The organism is Streptomyces sp. NPDC002076 (assembly GCF_053593835.1).
In genome coordinates this window covers 1-17,507 of record NZ_JBSFDI010000036.1, presented here as the reverse complement: position 1 = coordinate 17,507, position 17,507 = coordinate 1, and the positions used below count along the sequence as shown (strand labels likewise).

Genomic DNA, 17,507 nt, shown 5'->3' with positions numbered 1-17,507 from the left:
GCGATGTCCATGGGATGCGCCCTTCACTCGTGTAACTCAGACGAGTGAAGGGCGCGGCTTTTTCGTACGACGCGAAGGCGGACTTCGTACGTTCTTGCTGTTCATGGGTGACCCCAGCGGTGCGGCAACACCCTGGGGTCTGGCCAGTCTTGAAGGGACTGACATGCAGCAAGGTACTGCGCCGCGCGCAGATGACAAGGTCAAGGACGCTGAGATCATTGCCGTCGCCGCATACCTGCGGGTCTCCACGGCTGAACAGAAGGGGAAGTACGGAATTCCGGCTCAGGCGCAGGCCATCCGCGCGTGAAGCTCCTCGAGGGGGAGGGGGTGGGCACACCGGTCTTGAGTTACGCGGCAGCGCCGGAGCTGGCCATCCGTACGGCGCTCGACGCTGAAGCTGCCCAGAGCGCCCAAGACGGTCTGGACGTGGTTAACGCGGCGCACATCTCGTAGCCGTACGACGTTCTCGGCGGCCCGGAGGAGGATCTTTCGGGCCGCGTTCCATCGGGTGTGTTTACCGGGTGGGATGTGCTGGAGCCTAGGGCCGTACCGTAATCTCGAAGCCTGGAGCCCGCCCGTAGACGGGACCGGACCTTGATCCACGACTTGGGGTTGCACAGCAGATGACTGCGATTTCTCTCGGCATGCCGTCCGTTCCGACCAAGCTCGCCGAGCGCCGGAAGAGCCGGCAGATCCAGGTCGGAAGCGTGGCGGTCGGCGGAGACGCGCCCGTCTCGGTCCAGTCGATGACCACGACCCGTACGTCGGACATCGGCGCCACCCTCCAGCAGATCGCCGAGCTGACGGCGTCCGGCTGCCAGATCGTCCGTGTGGCGTGCCCCACCCAGGACGACGCCGACGCCCTGGCGACCATCGCGAAGAAGTCCCAGATCCCGGTGATCGCGGACATCCACTTCCAGCCCAAGTACGTCTTCGCCGCCATCGAGGCGGGTTGCGCGGCGGTCCGTGTGAACCCCGGCAACATCAAGCAGTTCGACGACAAGGTCAAGGAGATCGCCAAGGCCGCCAAGGACCACGGCACCCCGATCCGCATCGGTGTGAACGCCGGCTCCCTGGACAAGCGCCTGCTCCAGAAGTACGGCAAGGCGACCCCGGAGGCCCTGGTCGAGTCGGCCCTGTGGGAGGCGTCGCTCTTCGAGGAGCACGACTTCCGGGACATCAAGATCTCCGTCAAGCACAACGACCCGGTCGTCATGATCGAGGCCTACCGCCAGCTCGCCGAGCAGTGCGAATACCCGCTCCACCTCGGCGTGACGGAGGCGGGCCCGGCCTTCCAGGGCACGATCAAGTCGGCGGTGGCGTTCGGTGCGCTGCTCTCGCAGGGCATCGGCGACACCATCCGCGTGTCCCTGTCGGCTCCACCCGTCGAGGAGGTCAAGGTCGGCCTTCAGATCCTGCAGTCCCTCGGCCTGCGCCAGCGCGGCCTGGAGATCGTCTCCTGCCCGTCCTGCGGCCGGGCCCAGGTGGACGTCTACAAGCTGGCCGAGGAGGTCACGGCGGGCCTCACGGGCATGGAGGTCCCGCTGCGGGTGGCCGTCATGGGCTGTGTGGTGAACGGCCCGGGCGAGGCCCGCGAGGCCGACCTCGGTGTCGCCTCCGGCAACGGCAAGGGCCAGATCTTCGTCAAGGGCGAGGTCATCAAGACGGTCCCCGAGTCCAAGATCGTGGAGACCCTCATCGAGGAGGCCATGAAGCTGGCCGAGCAGATGCAGGACGAGGGCGTGGAGTCGGGCGAGCCGTCGGTGTCGGTGGCCGGCTGATCTTTTCTGCTTTCGTGAGTCCCGTCACCGCTCGGTGGCGGGACTCAGCCATACCTCCGCCCAGACGGATTTGCCGGGCTGCAGCGGCGTGACGCCCCACTTGTCGGCGAGCGCCCCGACCAGGACCAGCCCCCGCCCGGACTCGTCGGTCGGGACCCGCAGCTCGGGCAGCCGCTCGGTACGGGTGTCGGAGACCTCCAGGCGCAGGGTTCCGGACGACTCGGTGAGCCGGAGACGGAAGTCCCGCCCTGGTACGTGCCCGTGCCGGACCGCATTTGCCACGAGTTCGGCGGCGATCAGTGTGACGGCTTCGTTCACGGGGCCGTCGTAGGCGTGCCCCCACTCGTCCAGCCGGAGGGAGACGAGCCGCCGGGCGAGGCGTGCGCCGCGTGGGGTGGACGTGAAGCGCATGGCGAATTCGCGGGTGGAGATTCCTGACTTCATGTCGCTTACGCTCGCGCACGCTCAGTAACGTTGAACAGCGGCCGCACCTTGACCAACACGCGTTGTACGAGCGTGGGGTGCGGGTGTACGCAGGCGCGCCGTGACCGGCGGTGGCGCGAGGGTATTGGGGGTGTATGTGAGCGAGGAAGCGCAGGCGGAGCCTGAAGTGACGGAGCCGGAGGGCGAGTCCGGCCCCGATTCGGCTGTTCCGCTCATCTTCGGGCGGTTGTTGAAGCGGCTGCGGACTCAGGTCGGCATGGAACGCGCCGAACTCGGCTCCCGTACCGGGTACTCGGCGGCGACCATCGCTTCGTTCGAGCAGGGGAGGCGCATTCCATCGGCGAGGTTCATCAGGCACGCTGATGAGGTGCTGGGTGCGCAGGGGGTGCTGGTCGATTTCATCGAGGAGATGGAGAAGGCGCAGTACCCGGGGTTCTTCCAAGATGCGGCGGCGCTGGAGAAGAAGGCTGTCGCGTTGCACTTCTTCGCCGTGCAGACCGTGCCCGGTCTGCTTCAGACCGAGGACTACGCGCGGGCGGTCTTCATCGTCCGGCGTCCCCCGCTGGATGAGGCGACGATCGAACAGCGCGTGACGGCCCGGTTGGCTCGTCAGGAGATCTTCGGGCGGAAGCCGATGCCCACCATCAGCTTCGTGATGGAAGAGGCGGTTCTGCGGAAAGGGCTGGGTGGACGGGAGGTAGTGCGGGGCCAGTTGGAGCAGATCCTGCTCATCGGTCAACGGACCAACGTGGAGATCCAGGTAATGCCGGACGCCCGCGAGGAGCATGCGGCCCTCTCCGGTCGATTCACCTTGATCGAGACGACGAAAGGGCGCAGGATCGCGTACGTGGAGGCATACAAGAGCAGCCGCCTCTTCATCGATCGCTCGACGGTCAGGGAACTGGAGGAGCGGTACGGTCTCCTGCGGGCGCAGGCCCTGTCCCCGCGCGAATCACTGGCGCTCGTAGAGAAGTTGCTGGGAGAGACATGAACGTCGAAGAGCCGACCGAGTTGGTGTGGTTCAAGAGCAGCTACAGCGACGGCGAGGGCGGCGAATGCGTCGAGGTCGCCATCCGCCCCACCACCATCCACGTACGGGACTCCAAGCAGAACCCCGCCACGGCCCCCACCCTCGCCCTGCCCCCCGCTGCCTGGCAGGTGTTCCTCGATCTTGTGCAATCTTGATCGGAGCTTTACCGCCCCTTTGGTGCCGCTCCCAATTGCGAACTCGTCTTGCCTACTAGTGTTTTCGGGCTGATGTGCAGGCTGGCGGGGAGGGACGCGGCACCATGGGTGACCAGGGCGGCAGCGGCGGCGACGGCAAGATACTCGATATCAAGATCGCAGATCTGAAGCAGACGGCTCCGCATTTCCAGACGCACAGCCAGGATCTCACCAAGGCGCTGAACAAGCTCAAGACGGCGCTGGCGGCGGCGGGTTCGCCGTGGGGCGACGACAAGCAGGGCAAGGAGTTCCACAACGCCTACGGCCCGAACGTCACGAAGATCGAGCACGCGGCGGACATCCTCGCCCAGGGCCTGGCCAGCATCCATGAGGCGATGAGCGACATGGCGGACGGTCACATCGACAACGAGCAGCTGGTCCGCTCGATGTTCAGCCGGATCCATGTGCAGGGCCACGGGCAGGGCGGGGGCCAGCCGAAGTGAGCGCGGCCGACAAGGCGAAGCAGATCGTCCAGGACATGACCGGCATGTGGTGGCCGGCGGCCGACGAGCACGGGCTGCGGGAGGCGGCCAAGGCCTGGCGGGCCTTCGCCGACGACATCGAGAACGTGCTGTCCGCGGCGAACAAGACGGCGCGGCACATCATCGAGGACAACAAGGGCGAGGCGATCTCCGCCTTCGACGACCCGTTCTGGCGCCGCTACTACTACGACGGGCACGGCTGGCTGAAGGACATGGCCGACGCCGCCCGGGACATGGCCAAGGCGCTCGACAAGTACGCCGACGCCGTGCACAAGGCGGTCAAGCGCCTGGAGCACGAGCTGGAGATCGTGGGCGCGACCATCGTCGCGGGCACCGCGCTGGCCATCTTCACGGCCGGTATCTCCGAGGGCGCGGCAGCGGCGGCCACGGCGGGCATCGTGGAACTGGCCGGGACCCTGGGCATCGAGGTCTCCACCGAGATCGCCACGATCGCGGGTACGACCCTGGCCACGGCCGCGATCGGCGGCGTGGAGTCAGTCACCGTGGACCTGGCGGTCAGCCAGCCGGTCGCCATCGCCACCGGCGAGAGCAAGGGCTTCAGCCTGGACGAGGCGAGCGACGCGGCAACGTCCGGGATGGTCTTCGGCGGCATGTTCGGCGGGGCCGGCGCCATGGCCAAGGTCGCGGGCGAGGCGGGCGGCTTCGGAGCCCTCTTCGACGGCATCTCGATCCCCGGTGCCCGTGCGCTGCCCAGCGAACTCGACGGCCTGGGCGACGTGGCCGCAGGCGACGCGCGGAGCACGGCCCGCCAGGCCGCGGGCGAGGACCCGGAGGGCGCGGCGGAGAACCCGGGCAACAAGGTCCAGGACGACAACACCGACCCGGTCGACCTGGTCACCGGCAAGATGTACCTGCCGCAGACCGATGTCGTCCTGCCCGGCGCCCTGCCACTGGTCTTCACCCGCCGGGTGGAGTCCGGTTACCGCCTGGGCCACTGGTTCGGCCCGTCCTGGTCCTCGACGGTCGACCAGCACCTGGCGATCGACACCGAGGGCGTCATCTTCGTCACCGAGGACGGCCTCCTCCTGACCTACCCCCACCCCCAGCCCGGCGCCCCCACGCTCCCCACCCACGGCAGCAACCGCTGGCCGCTGGCCCGGGTGGAGGGCGGTTACACGGTCACGGACCCCCGTTCGGGCCGGGTGTGGCACTTCGCCGACCAGGGCGAGGACCGGGCGGTCCTGGAGCAGATAGACGACCGCAACGGCAACTGGCTGACCTTCGAGTACGACGCCGAGGGCACCCCGCTGGCGATCGTCTCCTCCGGTGGCTACCGTCTGAAGATCACGACAGCCGACGACCGGGTCACGGCCCTCCATCTGACGGGCGCGGCGCCCGACGGCACGGACCAGGAGATCAAGCGCTACGCCTACTCACCCGAAGGCCACCTGACGGAGGTCATCAACTCCTCGGGCCTGCCCCTGCGCTTCGGCTACGACGACCGCGGCCGGGTGGTGTCCTGGACGGACACGAACAACCGCAGCTACACCTACGAGTACGACGACCGGGACCGCTGCATCGCCGAGAGCGGCTCCCACGGCCACATGGCCCTGCGCCTGTCGTACGACGAAACGGACCCGGCGACCGGCCACCGCGTCACCACCACGGTGACCGGCGAGGGCCACACCCGCCGCTATCTGATCAACGCCAACAGCCAGGTCGTCACGGAGACAGACCCGCTGGGCGCGGCCACTCACTTCACCCGCGACCGCTACAACCGCCTGCTGTCCACGACGGACCCCCTGGGTCACACGACGACGTTCCGCTACGACGACGAGGGCAACCTGCTCTCGGTCATCCGCCCGGACGGCCGCGAGGCGAGAGCGGAGTACAACGACCTGGGCCTGCCGGTGAAGGTGACCGGCACCGACGGCAACACCCACCGCCGTGCGTACGACGAGCGGGGCAACCGCACGTCGATGACGGACCCGGCGTCCCAGGCAACGCACTTCACCTACACGCAGGCCGGCCACCTGACATCCGTCACGGACCCGCTGGGCCACACGACCAGGGTGCTCTGCAACCGCGCGGGCCTGCCGATCGAGGTCACCGACCCACTCGACGCGGTCACCCGCTACACCCGGGACGCCTTCGGACGCCCGATCGCGATCACGGACCCCACCGGCGCGACGACCCACCTGCAATGGACGGTGGAAGGCCAACTGGCCCGCCGCACGGCCCCGGACGGCACGTCGGAGAGCTGGACGTACGACGGTGAGGGCAACTGCACCAGCCACACCGACCCCCTCGGTGGCGTCACCCACTTCGAATACACCCACTTCGACCTCCTGTCGGCCCGCACGGGCCCGGACGGCGTCCGCTACGAATTCGCCCACGACGCGGAACTGCGCCTGACGAAGGTGACGAACCCCCAGGGCCTGACGTGGGAGTACGACTACGACCCGGCCGGCCGCCTGCTGTCGGAGACGGACTTCGACGACCGCACGCTGACGTACGAATACGACCCGGCGGGCCTCCTGACCACACGCCGGAACGCCCTCGGCGAGGTGACGACCTTCGAACGCGACGTCCTGGGCCGCATCACCACGAAGAACGCCGCAGGCGCCGTCACTACCTACGCCTACGACTTCACCGACAACCTCGCCCAGGCCACGGGCCCGGACGGCACCACACTGAGCCTGCTGCGCGACCGCTACGGACGCCTGCACTCGGAGACGGTCAACGGCCGCACGGTGACGTACGCCTACGACACCCTGGGCCGCCGCACCGGCCGCACGACACCGACAGGTGCCGTCTCCACGCGGTCGTACGACGCAGCGGGCAACCGCACCCAGCTGACCACCAACGGCCGCACGATCGACTTCGCCTACGACGAGGCGGGCCGCGAACTGACCCGCCACATAGGCGAAACCATCACCCTGGCCCACACCTTCGACCCTCTTGGCCGCCTGACCACCCAGTCGGTGACCGGCACACAGGGCCGCACGCTGCAAAGCAGGGCGTACACCTACCGCGCCGACGGCAACCTGACCGCCATAGACGACCACCTCTCCGGCACCCGCCGCTTCGACCTGGACGCGACGGGCAGGGTCACAGCGGTCCACGCGGCGAACTGGACGGAGCGCTACGCCTACGACGAGGCGGGCAACCAGACCGATGCAACCTGGCCGACGAACCACCCGGGCACGGAGGCAACGGGCCCCCGCACCTACACGGGCACCCGCATCACCCGAGCCGGCAACGTCCGCTACGAACACGACGCCCTGGGCCGCATCACCCTCCGCCAGAAAACCCGCCTGTCGAGGAAGCCGGACACCTGGCACTACGAGTGGGACGCCGAGGACCGCCTGACCTCGGTAGTGACCCCCGACGGCACCCGCTGGCGCTACACGTACGACCCCCTGGGTCGCCGCACGGCCAAACTCCGCCTGGGCGGGGACGGCGAAACGGTCCTGGAACGGGTGGACTTCACCTGGGACGGCACCACCCTCTGCGAACAGACCACAACCTCTGAGCACCTCCCCAACCCGGTCACCCTCACGTGGGACCACCAAGGCCTCCGCCCCCTCGCTCAAACGGAACGCATCACGGCGGCGGATGCCTCACAGGAGGAGATCGACTCCCGCTTCTTCGCCATCGTCACCGACCTCGTCGGCACCCCCAACGAACTCATTGACGAACAGGGCGAGATCGCCTGGCGCACCCGCAGCACGCTCTGGGGAACAACGGCATGGGCGGCAAACAGCACCACCTACACACCCCTCCGCTTCCCGGGCCAGTACTACGACCCCGAGACCGGTCTCCACTACAACTACTTCCGGCACTACGACCCTGAAACCGCCCGGTACCTCACCCCCGACCCCCTCGGCCTCGCACCGGCGCCCAACTCCTCTACGTATGTGCCAAACCCCCTGTCGTGGACGGACTACCTGGGGCTGGCGCCGGACTACATTGCGATCTACCGGACCCCGAAGGGAGCGCATGCGGAATACGAACTCGCTAACGGCCCAAATCCGGCCAACCACCAGCCTGGGGTGGACATCGGCGGCGGCATCATGTCCGACGGGAAGATCTACTTTGGTGAACGGGCCGTCGCAGCGGAGTACGCCGGGCCGACAGGCGCCAACTTCGCCAAGGGGATGGTTAAATATGACATGGATCCGTCGTTCCTTGAGGAATTCGGCGAGCATGCGAAGATTCACGACTACAACGGCCCCAATGGGGCGCCTCGCCTGGAGTTCGAAATTCCGGTGGAAAAGCTGGATCGGTTCAACGAGCTGACCCGGGGGCGCAGTTGGGTTTCCATATTCGGAGGACCGAAATGACGTTCCGCAATCATCAGGAGCTTGACGTGACCGTGGTCGCGGTGGCCCCTGTGGGGGCAAAGGTCGACGCCGGCGGTGAGACCGGATTCATCGATCAGGTGAAGCATCCTTCCTGGTGGGATCAAAGCACCGCACCACCCCAGGTCGGAGATCGGCTGCATGTCGTCGTCCTCGACGCCAGCCGAGAGCCGCCTCGGCTCAGCGCACTCCAGCGGGACATCGACATCGCGCGGCGGCTTCGGGGCATTGACGCATGACCTGATGATTCCGAACTGGGCTGACACAGGCTCGAACGAATATTCACTTGCTCGCGGACGGAACCGTGTACGGGGTGACGTGTAATTCCATGGGTCGGTCAGGCAGGGCCCACGAATTGCATCAAGCTGCGGCACCGCCCGAGTCAATGGTCCATGGGGCGGCGACCATGGAACCCAGCACGAACTGCGGCTGGTCCGCAAAAACGGCCCTCACCGGCCTGATCCACTCGGCCCGAATGCAGGGCCAGGCGATGCGCGACTCCGACGGAGTGTTCACCCAGTTCCACGAGGCGCTGCGCCTCCCCGGCTACTTCGGCTGGAACTGGGACGCCTGCTGGGACTGCCTGTGCGATCTCCACTGGCTCAAGGCCGCACACTTCCTCGTCACCATCGATGACGCCGATGCCGTTCTCTCGGAAGCCCCGGAGGAGCGCGGGATCCTCTGGCGCGCCCTGGACGACGCCGTGACGTTCTGGGCGGGGAAACCCGACTACCGGGACAGGAGAAGATCACCTTCGGCGTTGTACTGCTGTGCCCGCGCGAGGCCCAGGAAGACCTCCGTCGAGAGCTTCCTCGCAGGTAGGTCCCCCTTTCCTCACCCTGAGGCGCCGCACAATCGCACGAGGTACAGTGCCGGGACCAGCAGAACCCCAGGGTGAGGCCCCGCACGTGTTGACCCAGACCACCTCACGGGTGCTCGAACCGAGCGACCTTGACGCCGCGCTCGCCGTCCTCGGCCGCGAGCCGGTCGCGAACGCCTTCGTGACCTCCCGGGTGCAGGTCGCGGGCCTCGACCCCTGGCGGCTCGGCGGCGAGATGTGGGGCTGGTACGAGGACGGCATGCTCACGTCCCTGTGCTACGCGGGCGCCAACCTGGTCCCGGTCTGCGCCACCCCGCGCGCCGTCCGCGCCTTCGCGGACCGGGCGAGAAGGGCCGGCCGCCGCTGCTCCTCGATCGTCGGGCCCGCCGAAGCCACCGCCGCGCTGTGGCGCCTGCTGGAACCCCACTGGGGCCCCGCCCGCGAGGTGCGCGCCCACCAGCCGCTGATGGTCACCGACCGCATGCCCGCCGACATCGCCCCGGACCCCTATGTCCGCCGCGTCCGCAAGGACGAGATGGAGGCGATCATGCCGGCCTGCGTGGCGATGTTCACCGAGGAGGTCGGCGTATCGCCGATGGCCGGTGACGGCGGCCTGCTCTACCAGGCCCGCGTCGCCGAACTCGTCGGCTCCGGCCGCTCCTTCGCCCGCCTCGACGAGCACGGCAAGGTCGTCTTCAAGGCGGAGATCGGCGCGGCGACCAGCCAGGCCTGCCAGATCCAGGGCGTCTGGGTGGCCCCCGAGTACCGGGGGAGGGGCCTGGCCGGCCCCGGCATGGCGGCGGTCCTGCGCTATGCCCTCGCCGACGTGGCCCCGGTCGTCAGCCTGTACGTGAACGACTTCAACACGGCGGCGCGAAGGACGTACCGCCGCGTGGGCTTCCAGGAGGTCGGCGCCTTCATGAGCGTCCTGTTCTGAAGCCGCTGTACGCTCCCGGCATGGACCTCGTGATCGGCCCCCTGGACCTCGTTGCCCGCGTCGACGAGGCCCTGGCCGTCCAGGCCGTAGCCTTCGGACTCGGCCCCGACGAGGTCGCCGTACGCCGGCAGATCGTCCAGCGCCATATGCAGTTCCCGGGCGCGCGAGCCCTCGGCGCCACCGTCGGCGGTCACCTCGTCGGCTTCGTCTACGGCATGCCGAACTCCCGCACCCACTGGTGGTCCACCGTCGTGGAGCCGTACCTCCGCGCGACCGGCAACGACTTCTGGCTGGACGACTCCTTCGTGATCACGGAGCTGCACGTCCACCCCCGTCACCAGAACCGGGGCATCGGGCGCCGCCTGATCACCGCGATCACCGACACCGCCGCCGAGCCCCGCTCGATCCTCTCCGCGATCGACACCGACAGTCCCGCCCGCGGTCTGTACTTCTCCCTCGGCTATGTCGACCTCGCCCGCCAGGTCCACTTCCCGAGCGCGCCGAAGCCGTACGCCGTGATGGGCGCCCACCTGCCGCTGCGCCGCAGATAGAGCGGGGGCGAATCCGATTTCCACCGGCACAGGCAGCCCGGCTAACCTCCTATGCCATCACCCTTACCCGGCAGGAGTACGAGAACCATGGCCAACGCACCGGTCCAGCGCATGTCCCAGTTGATGGCGAAGACGCTGCGCGACGACCCGGCGGACGCCGAGGTCCTCAGCCACAAGCTCCTCGTCCGCGCCGGTTACGTCCGCCGCACGGCCGCCGGCATCTGGAGCTGGCTGCCCCTCGGCAAGAAGGTCCTCTCCAACGTCGAGCGGATCGTCCGCGAGGAGATGGACGCCATCGGGGCCCAGGAGGTCACCCTCCCCGCCCTGCTGCCCCGGGAGCCGTACGAGGCGACCGGCCGCTGGGACGAGTACGGCCAGGAGCTGTTCCGCCTGAAGGACCGCAAGGGCGGCGACTACCTCCTCGGCCCCACCCACGAGGAGATCTTCACCCTCCTGGTCAAGGACCAGTGCACGTCCTACAAGGACCTGCCGGTGATCCTGTACCAGATCCAGACCAAGTTCCGTGACGAGGCCCGCCCCCGCGCCGGCATCCTGCGCGGCCGCGAGTTCCTGATGAAGGACTCGTACTCCTTCGACCTGGAGGACGAGGGGCTCGCGCAGTCGTACGCCCTGCACCGCGAGGCCTACCAGCGGATCTTCGAGCGCCTCGGTCTGGACTACCGCATCTGCGCGGCCACCGCCGGTGCGATGGGCGGCTCGAAGTCGGAGGAGTTCCTGGCCCCGGCCGAGGCCGGCGAGGACACCTTCGCCGACTGCCCGAACTGCGACTTCGCCGCCAACACGGAGGCGATCACCTACGCGCTCAAGCCGGTCGACGCCTCGGACGTGCCCGCGCTGGAGGAGATCCCCACCCCGGACACCCCGACCATCGAGACCCTGGCCGCCTCCCTCGGCGTCCCCGCCTCCGCCACGCTGAAGAACCTGCTGGTCAAGGTGGACGGCGAGATCGTCGCCGTCGGCGTGCCCGGCGACCGCGAGGTCGACCTGGACAAGGTCGAGGCGCACTTCGCCCCGGCCGTCGTCGAGATGGTCACCGAGGCGGACTTCGCCGGCCGTCCCGACCTGGTCCGCGGCTACGTCGGCCCGCAGGGCCGGGGCGAGAAGGTCAAGTACATCGCCGACCCGCGCGTGGCCCCCGGCACCTCCTGGATCACCGGCGCCAACAAGGACCAGACCCACGCCAAGAACGTCGTCGCCGGCCGTGACTTCGAGGTCGACGACTACGTGGACGTCGTCGTGGTGCGGGAGGGCGACCCCTGCCCCAAGTGCGGCACCGGCCTGAAGCTGGACCGCGCCATCGAGATCGGCCACATCTTCCAGCTGGGCCGCAAGTACACCGACGCCCTCAAGCTCGACGTCCTCGGCCAGAACGGCAAGCCGGTCCGCGTGACCATGGGCTCCTACGGCATCGGCGTCTCCCGCGCGGTCGCGGCCATCGCCGAGCAGAGCGCCGACGACAAGGGCCTGGTGTGGCCCAAGGAGGTCGCCCCGGCCGATGTGCACGTGGTGGCCGCCGGCAAGGCCCTGCAGACCGAGCTGGCCCTCGACGTCGCCGAGAAGCTGGCCGCCGCGGGCCTCCGCGTCCTGGTCGACGACCGGGCCGGCGTCTCCCCAGGCGTGAAGTTCACCGACGCCGAGCTGATCGGCGTCCCGCAGATCCTGGTCGCCGGCCGCCGCTCCGGCGAGGGCGTCCTGGAACTGAAGGACCGCAAGACCGGCGAGCGCGAGGAACTGACCGTCGAGGACGCGATCGCCCGTCTGGCGGCGTAGCACGCAAACGTCGACAAGCCCCCTGAGATGCGCTCAGGGGGCTTCGACGGCTCTACAGCCACCCGGCGAACTCCAGCAGAAGCTCCCCGTCCTTCGGCCGCCCGACCCGGCGCGCCCGCACCCCGGACTCCACCGCCCGGAACAGCGTCCACCCCCGCAGCCGCTCCTGATCCACCTCAAGCGACTCGGCGAGCCGCTTGATGCGGCGCCGCGTCGTCGCCGCACCCGCCGGTGCCGCGATCAGGTCCTCCACCCGGTCCCGCACCAGCCGCGCCAGGTCGAACGCGCACTCACCCACCACCGGATCAGGGCCCACCGCGAGCCACGGCCACCGCTCCCCGGCCAGCACCTTGCTCTGCCGGAACGTGCCGTGCAGCAACCGGTGTTCGGGCGGCGCCGCCAGCAGCTCCTCACGGGCCGCGAGCGCCGCGTCGACCAGCGGCGCCACCTCGGGGTCGGCCGCCGCGCCCGCCCGCATCGCCGCCGCCTGGCGCCCCGTGCGCTCGGCGACGGTCTCGAAGGCATGACCGGCCGGCGGCTCGACCCACAGCCGCCGCAGCGTGCCCGCGGCCTCCAGCAGCGCCTTCGCCTCCGGCAGCGACCGCACGGACACATCCGGGTGCAGCCGCTCCAGCAGCAGCACACCGTCCTCCGCACCGGCTTCCAGCAGCTGTACGGCGCTCAGCCCGCCCCAGTGCGCCAGCGCCGCCCGCTCGCTCTCCGGGCGGGCCCGGGGCGGGGCCAGCTTCAGCACGGCCGGAGTCCCGTCGGCCCGCCGCACCAGCACCACCAGGCTGCTGCGCCCGCCCGGCACCTGAACTCGCTCCACCGTCAACTCGCGCCTGGCAACGGCCTGTTCGGCGATCGTGGGCAGCCGGGCGAGCCAGTCGTCCCCGGCCGGTGCCGTCTCACCGAGCGCCCGTACCAGGCGCGGCGGCGGTTCGAAAGCCATGCGCGAGTCGTTTCCTTCCAGTCCGGGTCCTGTCGTACGAGGTGTCTACGGCCTCACGGGCTCACGGGGTCGCCGAGGCGGAGGCAGAGGGTGTCGTACCGGCCGCGCCGGTCCCTTCGCCGGAGGACCGCTCGGCGAGCCCAGGGAAGGCTACGCTCTCCCCGCTCCAGCGCACCGCGCGCACCGCGGCCTCCCGCAGCGCGGCGGCGGCCGCACCGCGCCGCGCGCCCGTCGCCGCCCGCACCAGATCCGCGTAGACGCCCGCCACCCGCTCCTCCAGCCGGGCGGCGAGCCGCACGGCCGCCGTCGCGTCGGGCACCGGGAACGGCAGCGCGTACGCGGCGTTCGCGGCGACCGGCTGCCCGCCCAGATCGCGGACCTCGCGGGTCAGCGCGTCCCGGCGCGCCCGGTGGGCGTCGTACGCCGCCCGTGCCTCGGTCCGGCGGGCCGCGCTGATCTTGCCGCCGACGACACCGTAGCCGTACACCGCCGCGTGCTCCGCCGCCAGCGCCGCCTGCAGCGCCCTCAGCTCGGCCGACCTCGCCTCGCCGCTCACTTCGCCCCCTCCGTCAGCAGGTACGCGTGCGTGGCCCCGGCCGCCGCCACCGACGCCAGCAGCCGCGCCAGCTCGCCCGGCACCTCCAGCAGGGCCTTGGCACGCCGGTCGGCCAGCGTGCGCTCGGCGGCGGCGAGGCCGGCGAGGGCGTCCTTCTCGGCGGCCGGGACGGCCGGCCCGGCGGACGGGGAGGCCGAGGACTTCGCGGGCGTGGGCGTCGTACCCTCCGTGAACGCCCGGACATGCGCGGCCACCTGGGCCCGCAGCGGGCCCAGCCGCTGCGCCAGCCCCGGGTGCGCGGCGAGCACGGCGTCGTACCGCTCCAGCAGCGCCTGGCTGTCCCGCGCGGCACGCGCGCGTGCCCGCTCAGAAGCCGACAGGGCGCTGCTGCCACCGGAGTCCGGCTCAGCCGAACACCCCACCAGCAGGGCGGCCCCGGCGGCCGAGGCGAGCAGGGTTCTTCTGCGCGGCCCCGAGGGGGCGCGCAAGGGCGGGGGGTACGGCACGGCTGACGTCCTCGGGGGGCTCGTACGAACACACGGGCGGGAGGGCAGCCCGCCGTGATCACGGTACCCGCGCATTCCCCCGCCTCATGTCACCGGCTCAGCGGACCCACCTCGAGGGGCGCGGGGCTGTATCGATATCGGGCTCCGCCGCGTGGGCGCGACCAGCCCCCATGACCCGCACCCGCCAACGAACAACAGCCTCCCGAGCTGGAAGGCGCCCGCCCCACCGCCGGAGGCACACGCACGCAACAGTGCCCGCGACCGGATACCCTTTGACCAGACACGCGACCCATCCCACAACAGCACACGCGGCCGAGGAGTCACCCGGATGAGCACCACCCAGAGCGAGAGGCTGCGAGAGCTGCTCGAACCGCTCGTCACCTCCCAGGGACTGGATCTCGAAGAGATCGCCGTGGACTCCGTCGGACGCAAGCGGGTGCTGCGCGTGGTCGTCGACTCCGACACCGGGGCCGATCTGGACGCCATCGCCGATGTGAGCCGTGCGCTCTCGGCGAAGCTCGACGAGACCAACGCGATGGGCGACGCGGCGTACGACCTGGAGGTCGGCACCCCCGGCGCGGAGCGCCTCCTCACCGAACACCGGCACTTCGTGCGCGCCACCGACCGGCTCGTGAAGTTCCAGCTGACCGAGGGCGGCGAGCTGATCGCCCGGATCCTGACGGTCGACGAGGACGGTCTCGACGTCGAGGTTCCCGGGGTCAAGGGCCGCAAGGCCACCAGCCGCAGGCTCGGCTTCCCGGAGATCGCCAAGGCGCGCGTGCAGGTCGAGTTCAGTCGCAAGGACGACAAGGTCAAGAAGGACATGACGGAAGAGGAGGAGGCGTAGCCGTGGACATCGACATGAGTGCCCTGCGGGGCTTGGTTCGGGAGAAGGAGATCTCCTTCGACCTGCTGGTCGAGGCGATCGAGTCGGCCCTCCTCATCGCCTACCACCGCACCGAGGGAAGCCGCCGACACGCGCGCGTGGAGCTCAACCGGGAGACCGGGCATGTGACCGTGTGGGCGAAGGAGGACCCCGAGGACCTGGAAGAGGGGCAGGAGGCCCGCGAGTTCGACGACACCCCGTCGGGCTTCGGGCGGATCGCCGCCACCACCGCCAAGCAGGTGATCCTGCAGCGGCTGCGCGACGCCGAGGACGACGCCACGCTCGGCGAGTACGCCGGCCGCGAGGGCGACATCGTCACCGGCGTGGTCCAGCAGGGCCGCGACCCGAAGAACGTGCTGGTCGACATCGGCAAGCTGGAGGCCATCCTGCCGGTGCAGGAGCAGGTGCCGGGCGAGACGTATCCGCACGGCATGCGGCTGCGCTCGTACGTCGTCCGGGTGGCCAAGGGCGTCCGCGGTCCGTCGGTCACCCTGTCCCGTACGCACCCCAACCTGGTGAAGAAGCTCTTCGCCCTGGAGGTGCCGGAGATCGCCGACGGCTCGGTGGAGATCGCCGCGATCGCCCGTGAGGCCGGTCACCGCACCAAGATCGCCGTACGGTCCACCCGATCGGGCCTGAATGCCAAGGGCGCCTGCATCGGCCCGATGGGCGGCCGGGTGCGGAATGTGATGGGCGAGCTGAACGGCGAGAAGATCGACATCGTCGACTGGTCGGACGACCCGGCCGAGATGGTGGCGAACGCCCTGTCACCCGCTCGGGTGAGCAAGGTGGAGGTCGTGGACCTGGCCGCCCGCTCCGCCCGGGTGACCGTGCCGGACTACCAGTTGTCCCTCGCGATCGGCAAGGAGGGGCAGAACGCCCGCCTCGCCGCCCGGCTCACCGGCTGGCGGATCGACATCCGGCCGGACACCGAACAGGTGGCCGAATAAGAGCGAGTAACAGCCGGTAACCGGGTGACTCCGGGAATAGATCCAAGCCGCGGGTCGCTTGGTTTACGACAACAACCGTTCGATCTTTCCCCCGAAGGGGTGAGGTCGGTACGGGGAGGTAGACTTAACTGTGTCTGGCCGGACGCACGCCCGAGCATGCCCTGAGCGCACCTGTGTGGGGTGTCGGGAGCGGGCGGCCAAGGACGATCTACTGCGGATCGTGAAGATCGAGGACGCGTGCGCCCCCGATCCTCGCGGTACGCTGCCCGGCCGGGGTGCCTATGTACACCCCGCACTGGTCTGTCTCGACCAGGCGGTACGCCGCCGGGCGTTCCCGCGGGCACTGCGCGCCCCGGGGCCGCTCGACACAAAGGCGTTGCGCCGATACGTCGAGCAGACAACAGTTGCCGAGCAGGCAACACCGTAAGACGTGCCGTACGGAACCCCGTGCGGCCTGGTACCTCGCGAGTCGAAAGCAGGTCGAGATTGCGATGAGCACTCGATGAGTACGCGATGAGTACGCCCATGAACTAGCGACGGTCCGGCTTCACCCGGACCTCAAAGGAGCGAAGTGGCTAAGGTCCGGGTCTACGAACTCGCCAAGGAGTTCGGCGTTGAGAGCAAGGTCGTCATGGCCAAGCTCCAGGAGCTCGGTGAATTCGTCCGTTCGGCGTCTTCGACCATCGAAGCGCCCGTAGTACGCAAGCTGACCGACGCCTTCCAGGGCGGTGGCAACGGCAAGTCCGCCGCGAAGCCCGCCCCGCGCAAGGCTGCCCCCAGGCCCGCGGCGCCCTCTCCGGCGCAGGCGGCCCGTCCGGCTGCCCCGAGGCCGGCCCCCAAGCCTCCGACGGCGCCCGCTGCCCAGCAGCCGGCCGCCCCGGCGGCCGCTGCGGCGCCCGCGCCCGCCCCGGGCCCGCGTCCGGTGCCGGGTCCCAAGCCCGCGCCGCGTCCGGCTCCGGCCGCCCCGGAGTTCACCGCTCCGCCGGCCGCCCAGGCCCCGCAGGCCCCGGCCGCGCAGGGTCCGCGTCCCGGCGCCCGTCCGGGTGCCCCGAAGCCCGGCGGTGCCCGTCCGGGCGGTCCCGGTCAGGGCCAGGCCCGTCCGGGCCAGGGTGCCCCGCGTCCCGGTGGCCAGGCCCCGCGTCCGGGTGCCCGTCCGGCCGGTCCGCGTCCGGGCAACAACCCCTTCACCTCCGGTGGCTCCACCGGCACGAGCGCGACCCCCGATGATCAAGGTTGTCGAAGCCGCGCCCTCACCCCCGAGCTCTGCGTGGTGGTGCCGATCTTTGAGCCGGGACAGCCGGC

At 69.9% G+C, this 17,507-nt stretch carries 19 protein-coding genes; 15 read left to right on the top strand and 4 right to left on the bottom strand.

The annotated features are described in order from the left end of the window. The first annotated feature begins 103 nt into the window (after nucleotides 1–103). Together ACWCQS_RS42720 and ispG are read left to right on the top strand one after the other, a co-directional pair. Nucleotides 104–307 carry a hypothetical protein gene (locus ACWCQS_RS42720; RefSeq protein ID WP_451009521.1) on the top strand — a complete coding sequence of 68 codons (204 nt, stop codon included), beginning with the start codon at nucleotides 104–106 and terminating at the stop codon, nucleotides 305–307. A gap of 316 nt (nucleotides 308–623) precedes the next feature. Continuing rightward, nucleotides 624–1,781 (top strand): flavodoxin-dependent (E)-4-hydroxy-3-methylbut-2-enyl-diphosphate synthase, encoded by a 1,158-nt coding sequence (gene ispG, locus ACWCQS_RS42715; RefSeq protein ID WP_451009520.1) that lies wholly within the window; start codon nucleotides 624–626, stop codon nucleotides 1,779–1,781. 24 nt (nucleotides 1,782–1,805) lie between these two features. Here the strand turns inward: ispG and ACWCQS_RS42710 are convergent, their stop codons facing one another. After that, complete coding sequence (locus tag ACWCQS_RS42710) at nucleotides 1,806–2,225, bottom strand: ATP-binding protein (RefSeq protein WP_451009519.1); 420 nt, start codon at nucleotides 2,223–2,225, stop codon at nucleotides 1,806–1,808. 136 nt (nucleotides 2,226–2,361) lie between these two features. Between ACWCQS_RS42710 and ACWCQS_RS42705 the strand changes: the two genes are divergently transcribed. The 9 genes from ACWCQS_RS42705 (at nucleotide 2,362) to ACWCQS_RS42665 (ending at nucleotide 12,355) form a co-directional block, all read left to right on the top strand. Beyond that, entirely contained in the window at nucleotides 2,362–3,216 is an 855-nt protein-coding gene (locus ACWCQS_RS42705) for a helix-turn-helix domain-containing protein (RefSeq protein ID WP_451009518.1), read from the top strand. Beyond that, complete coding sequence (locus ACWCQS_RS42700; RefSeq protein ID WP_451009517.1) at nucleotides 3,213–3,410, top strand: DUF397 domain-containing protein; 198 nt, start codon at nucleotides 3,213–3,215, stop codon at nucleotides 3,408–3,410. The genes ACWCQS_RS42705 and ACWCQS_RS42700 overlap by 4 nt, the downstream gene beginning before the upstream one ends. Before the next feature lie 104 nt (nucleotides 3,411–3,514). Beyond that, entirely contained in the window at nucleotides 3,515–3,892 is a 378-nt protein-coding gene (locus ACWCQS_RS42695; protein ID WP_451009516.1) for a WXG100 family type VII secretion target, read from the top strand. Continuing rightward, a complete protein-coding gene (locus ACWCQS_RS42690; protein WP_451009515.1) occupies nucleotides 3,889–8,238 on the top strand; it encodes a DUF6531 domain-containing protein in 4,350 nt (1,449 codons plus the stop codon). Before ACWCQS_RS42695 ends, ACWCQS_RS42690 begins: the two co-directional genes overlap by 4 nt. Then, nucleotides 8,235–8,495 (top strand): hypothetical protein, encoded by a 261-nt coding sequence (locus tag ACWCQS_RS42685; protein WP_451009514.1) that lies wholly within the window; start codon nucleotides 8,235–8,237, stop codon nucleotides 8,493–8,495. Before ACWCQS_RS42690 ends, ACWCQS_RS42685 begins: the two co-directional genes overlap by 4 nt. Before the next feature lie 251 nt (nucleotides 8,496–8,746). Then, nucleotides 8,747–9,154 (top strand): barstar family protein, encoded by a 408-nt coding sequence (locus ACWCQS_RS42680; RefSeq protein ID WP_451009513.1) that lies wholly within the window; start codon nucleotides 8,747–8,749, stop codon nucleotides 9,152–9,154. A gap of 10 nt (nucleotides 9,155–9,164) precedes the next feature. After that, nucleotides 9,165–10,013, top strand: coding sequence for a GNAT family N-acetyltransferase (locus tag ACWCQS_RS42675; protein ID WP_451009512.1), 849 nt, complete (start codon nucleotides 9,165–9,167; stop codon nucleotides 10,011–10,013). Nucleotides 10,014–10,033: 20 nt separating this feature from the next. Continuing rightward, nucleotides 10,034–10,564 carry a GNAT family N-acetyltransferase gene (locus ACWCQS_RS42670; RefSeq protein WP_451009511.1) on the top strand — a complete coding sequence of 177 codons (531 nt, stop codon included), beginning with the start codon at nucleotides 10,034–10,036 and terminating at the stop codon, nucleotides 10,562–10,564. A gap of 87 nt (nucleotides 10,565–10,651) precedes the next feature. After that, nucleotides 10,652–12,355 (top strand): proline--tRNA ligase, encoded by a 1,704-nt coding sequence (locus ACWCQS_RS42665; protein WP_451009510.1) that lies wholly within the window; start codon nucleotides 10,652–10,654, stop codon nucleotides 12,353–12,355. Between the two features lie 52 nt (nucleotides 12,356–12,407). Here ACWCQS_RS42665 and ACWCQS_RS42660 read toward each other — a convergent pair whose 3' ends face one another. From ACWCQS_RS42660 to ACWCQS_RS42650, 3 genes are all read right to left on the bottom strand, one after another. Then, on the bottom strand, nucleotides 12,408–13,307 hold the full coding sequence (locus ACWCQS_RS42660; protein WP_451009509.1) for an aminoglycoside phosphotransferase family protein: 900 nt from the start codon (nucleotides 13,305–13,307) through the stop codon (nucleotides 12,408–12,410). A gap of 61 nt (nucleotides 13,308–13,368) precedes the next feature. Then, nucleotides 13,369–13,863 carry a ferritin-like domain-containing protein gene (locus tag ACWCQS_RS42655; protein ID WP_451009508.1) on the bottom strand — a complete coding sequence of 165 codons (495 nt, stop codon included), beginning with the start codon at nucleotides 13,861–13,863 and terminating at the stop codon, nucleotides 13,369–13,371. Further along, entirely contained in the window at nucleotides 13,860–14,369 is a 510-nt protein-coding gene (locus tag ACWCQS_RS42650) for a hypothetical protein (RefSeq protein WP_451009507.1), read from the bottom strand. Before ACWCQS_RS42650 ends, ACWCQS_RS42655 begins: the two co-directional genes overlap by 4 nt. A 328-nt stretch (nucleotides 14,370–14,697) precedes the next feature. On the opposite strand from ACWCQS_RS42650, the gene rimP reads away from it, so the two are divergent. The 4 genes from rimP to ACWCQS_RS42630 all read left to right on the top strand — a co-directional run. Next, nucleotides 14,698–15,216 carry a ribosome maturation factor RimP gene (gene rimP, locus ACWCQS_RS42645; protein ID WP_451009506.1) on the top strand — a complete coding sequence of 173 codons (519 nt, stop codon included), beginning with the start codon at nucleotides 14,698–14,700 and terminating at the stop codon, nucleotides 15,214–15,216. A gap of 2 nt (nucleotides 15,217–15,218) precedes the next feature. Next, nucleotides 15,219–16,205: a transcription termination factor NusA gene (gene nusA, locus ACWCQS_RS42640; protein ID WP_450980285.1), complete on the top strand. Its 987-nt coding sequence runs from the start codon at nucleotides 15,219–15,221 to the stop codon at nucleotides 16,203–16,205. A 130-nt stretch (nucleotides 16,206–16,335) separates the two neighbouring features. Then, on the top strand, nucleotides 16,336–16,632 hold the full coding sequence (locus ACWCQS_RS42635) for a YlxR family protein (RefSeq protein WP_451009505.1): 297 nt from the start codon (nucleotides 16,336–16,338) through the stop codon (nucleotides 16,630–16,632). A 144-nt stretch (nucleotides 16,633–16,776) separates the two neighbouring features. Further along, a partial coding sequence (locus ACWCQS_RS42630; RefSeq protein WP_451009504.1) for a translation initiation factor IF-2 N-terminal domain-containing protein occupies nucleotides 16,777–17,507 on the top strand: 731 nt, incomplete at its 3' end.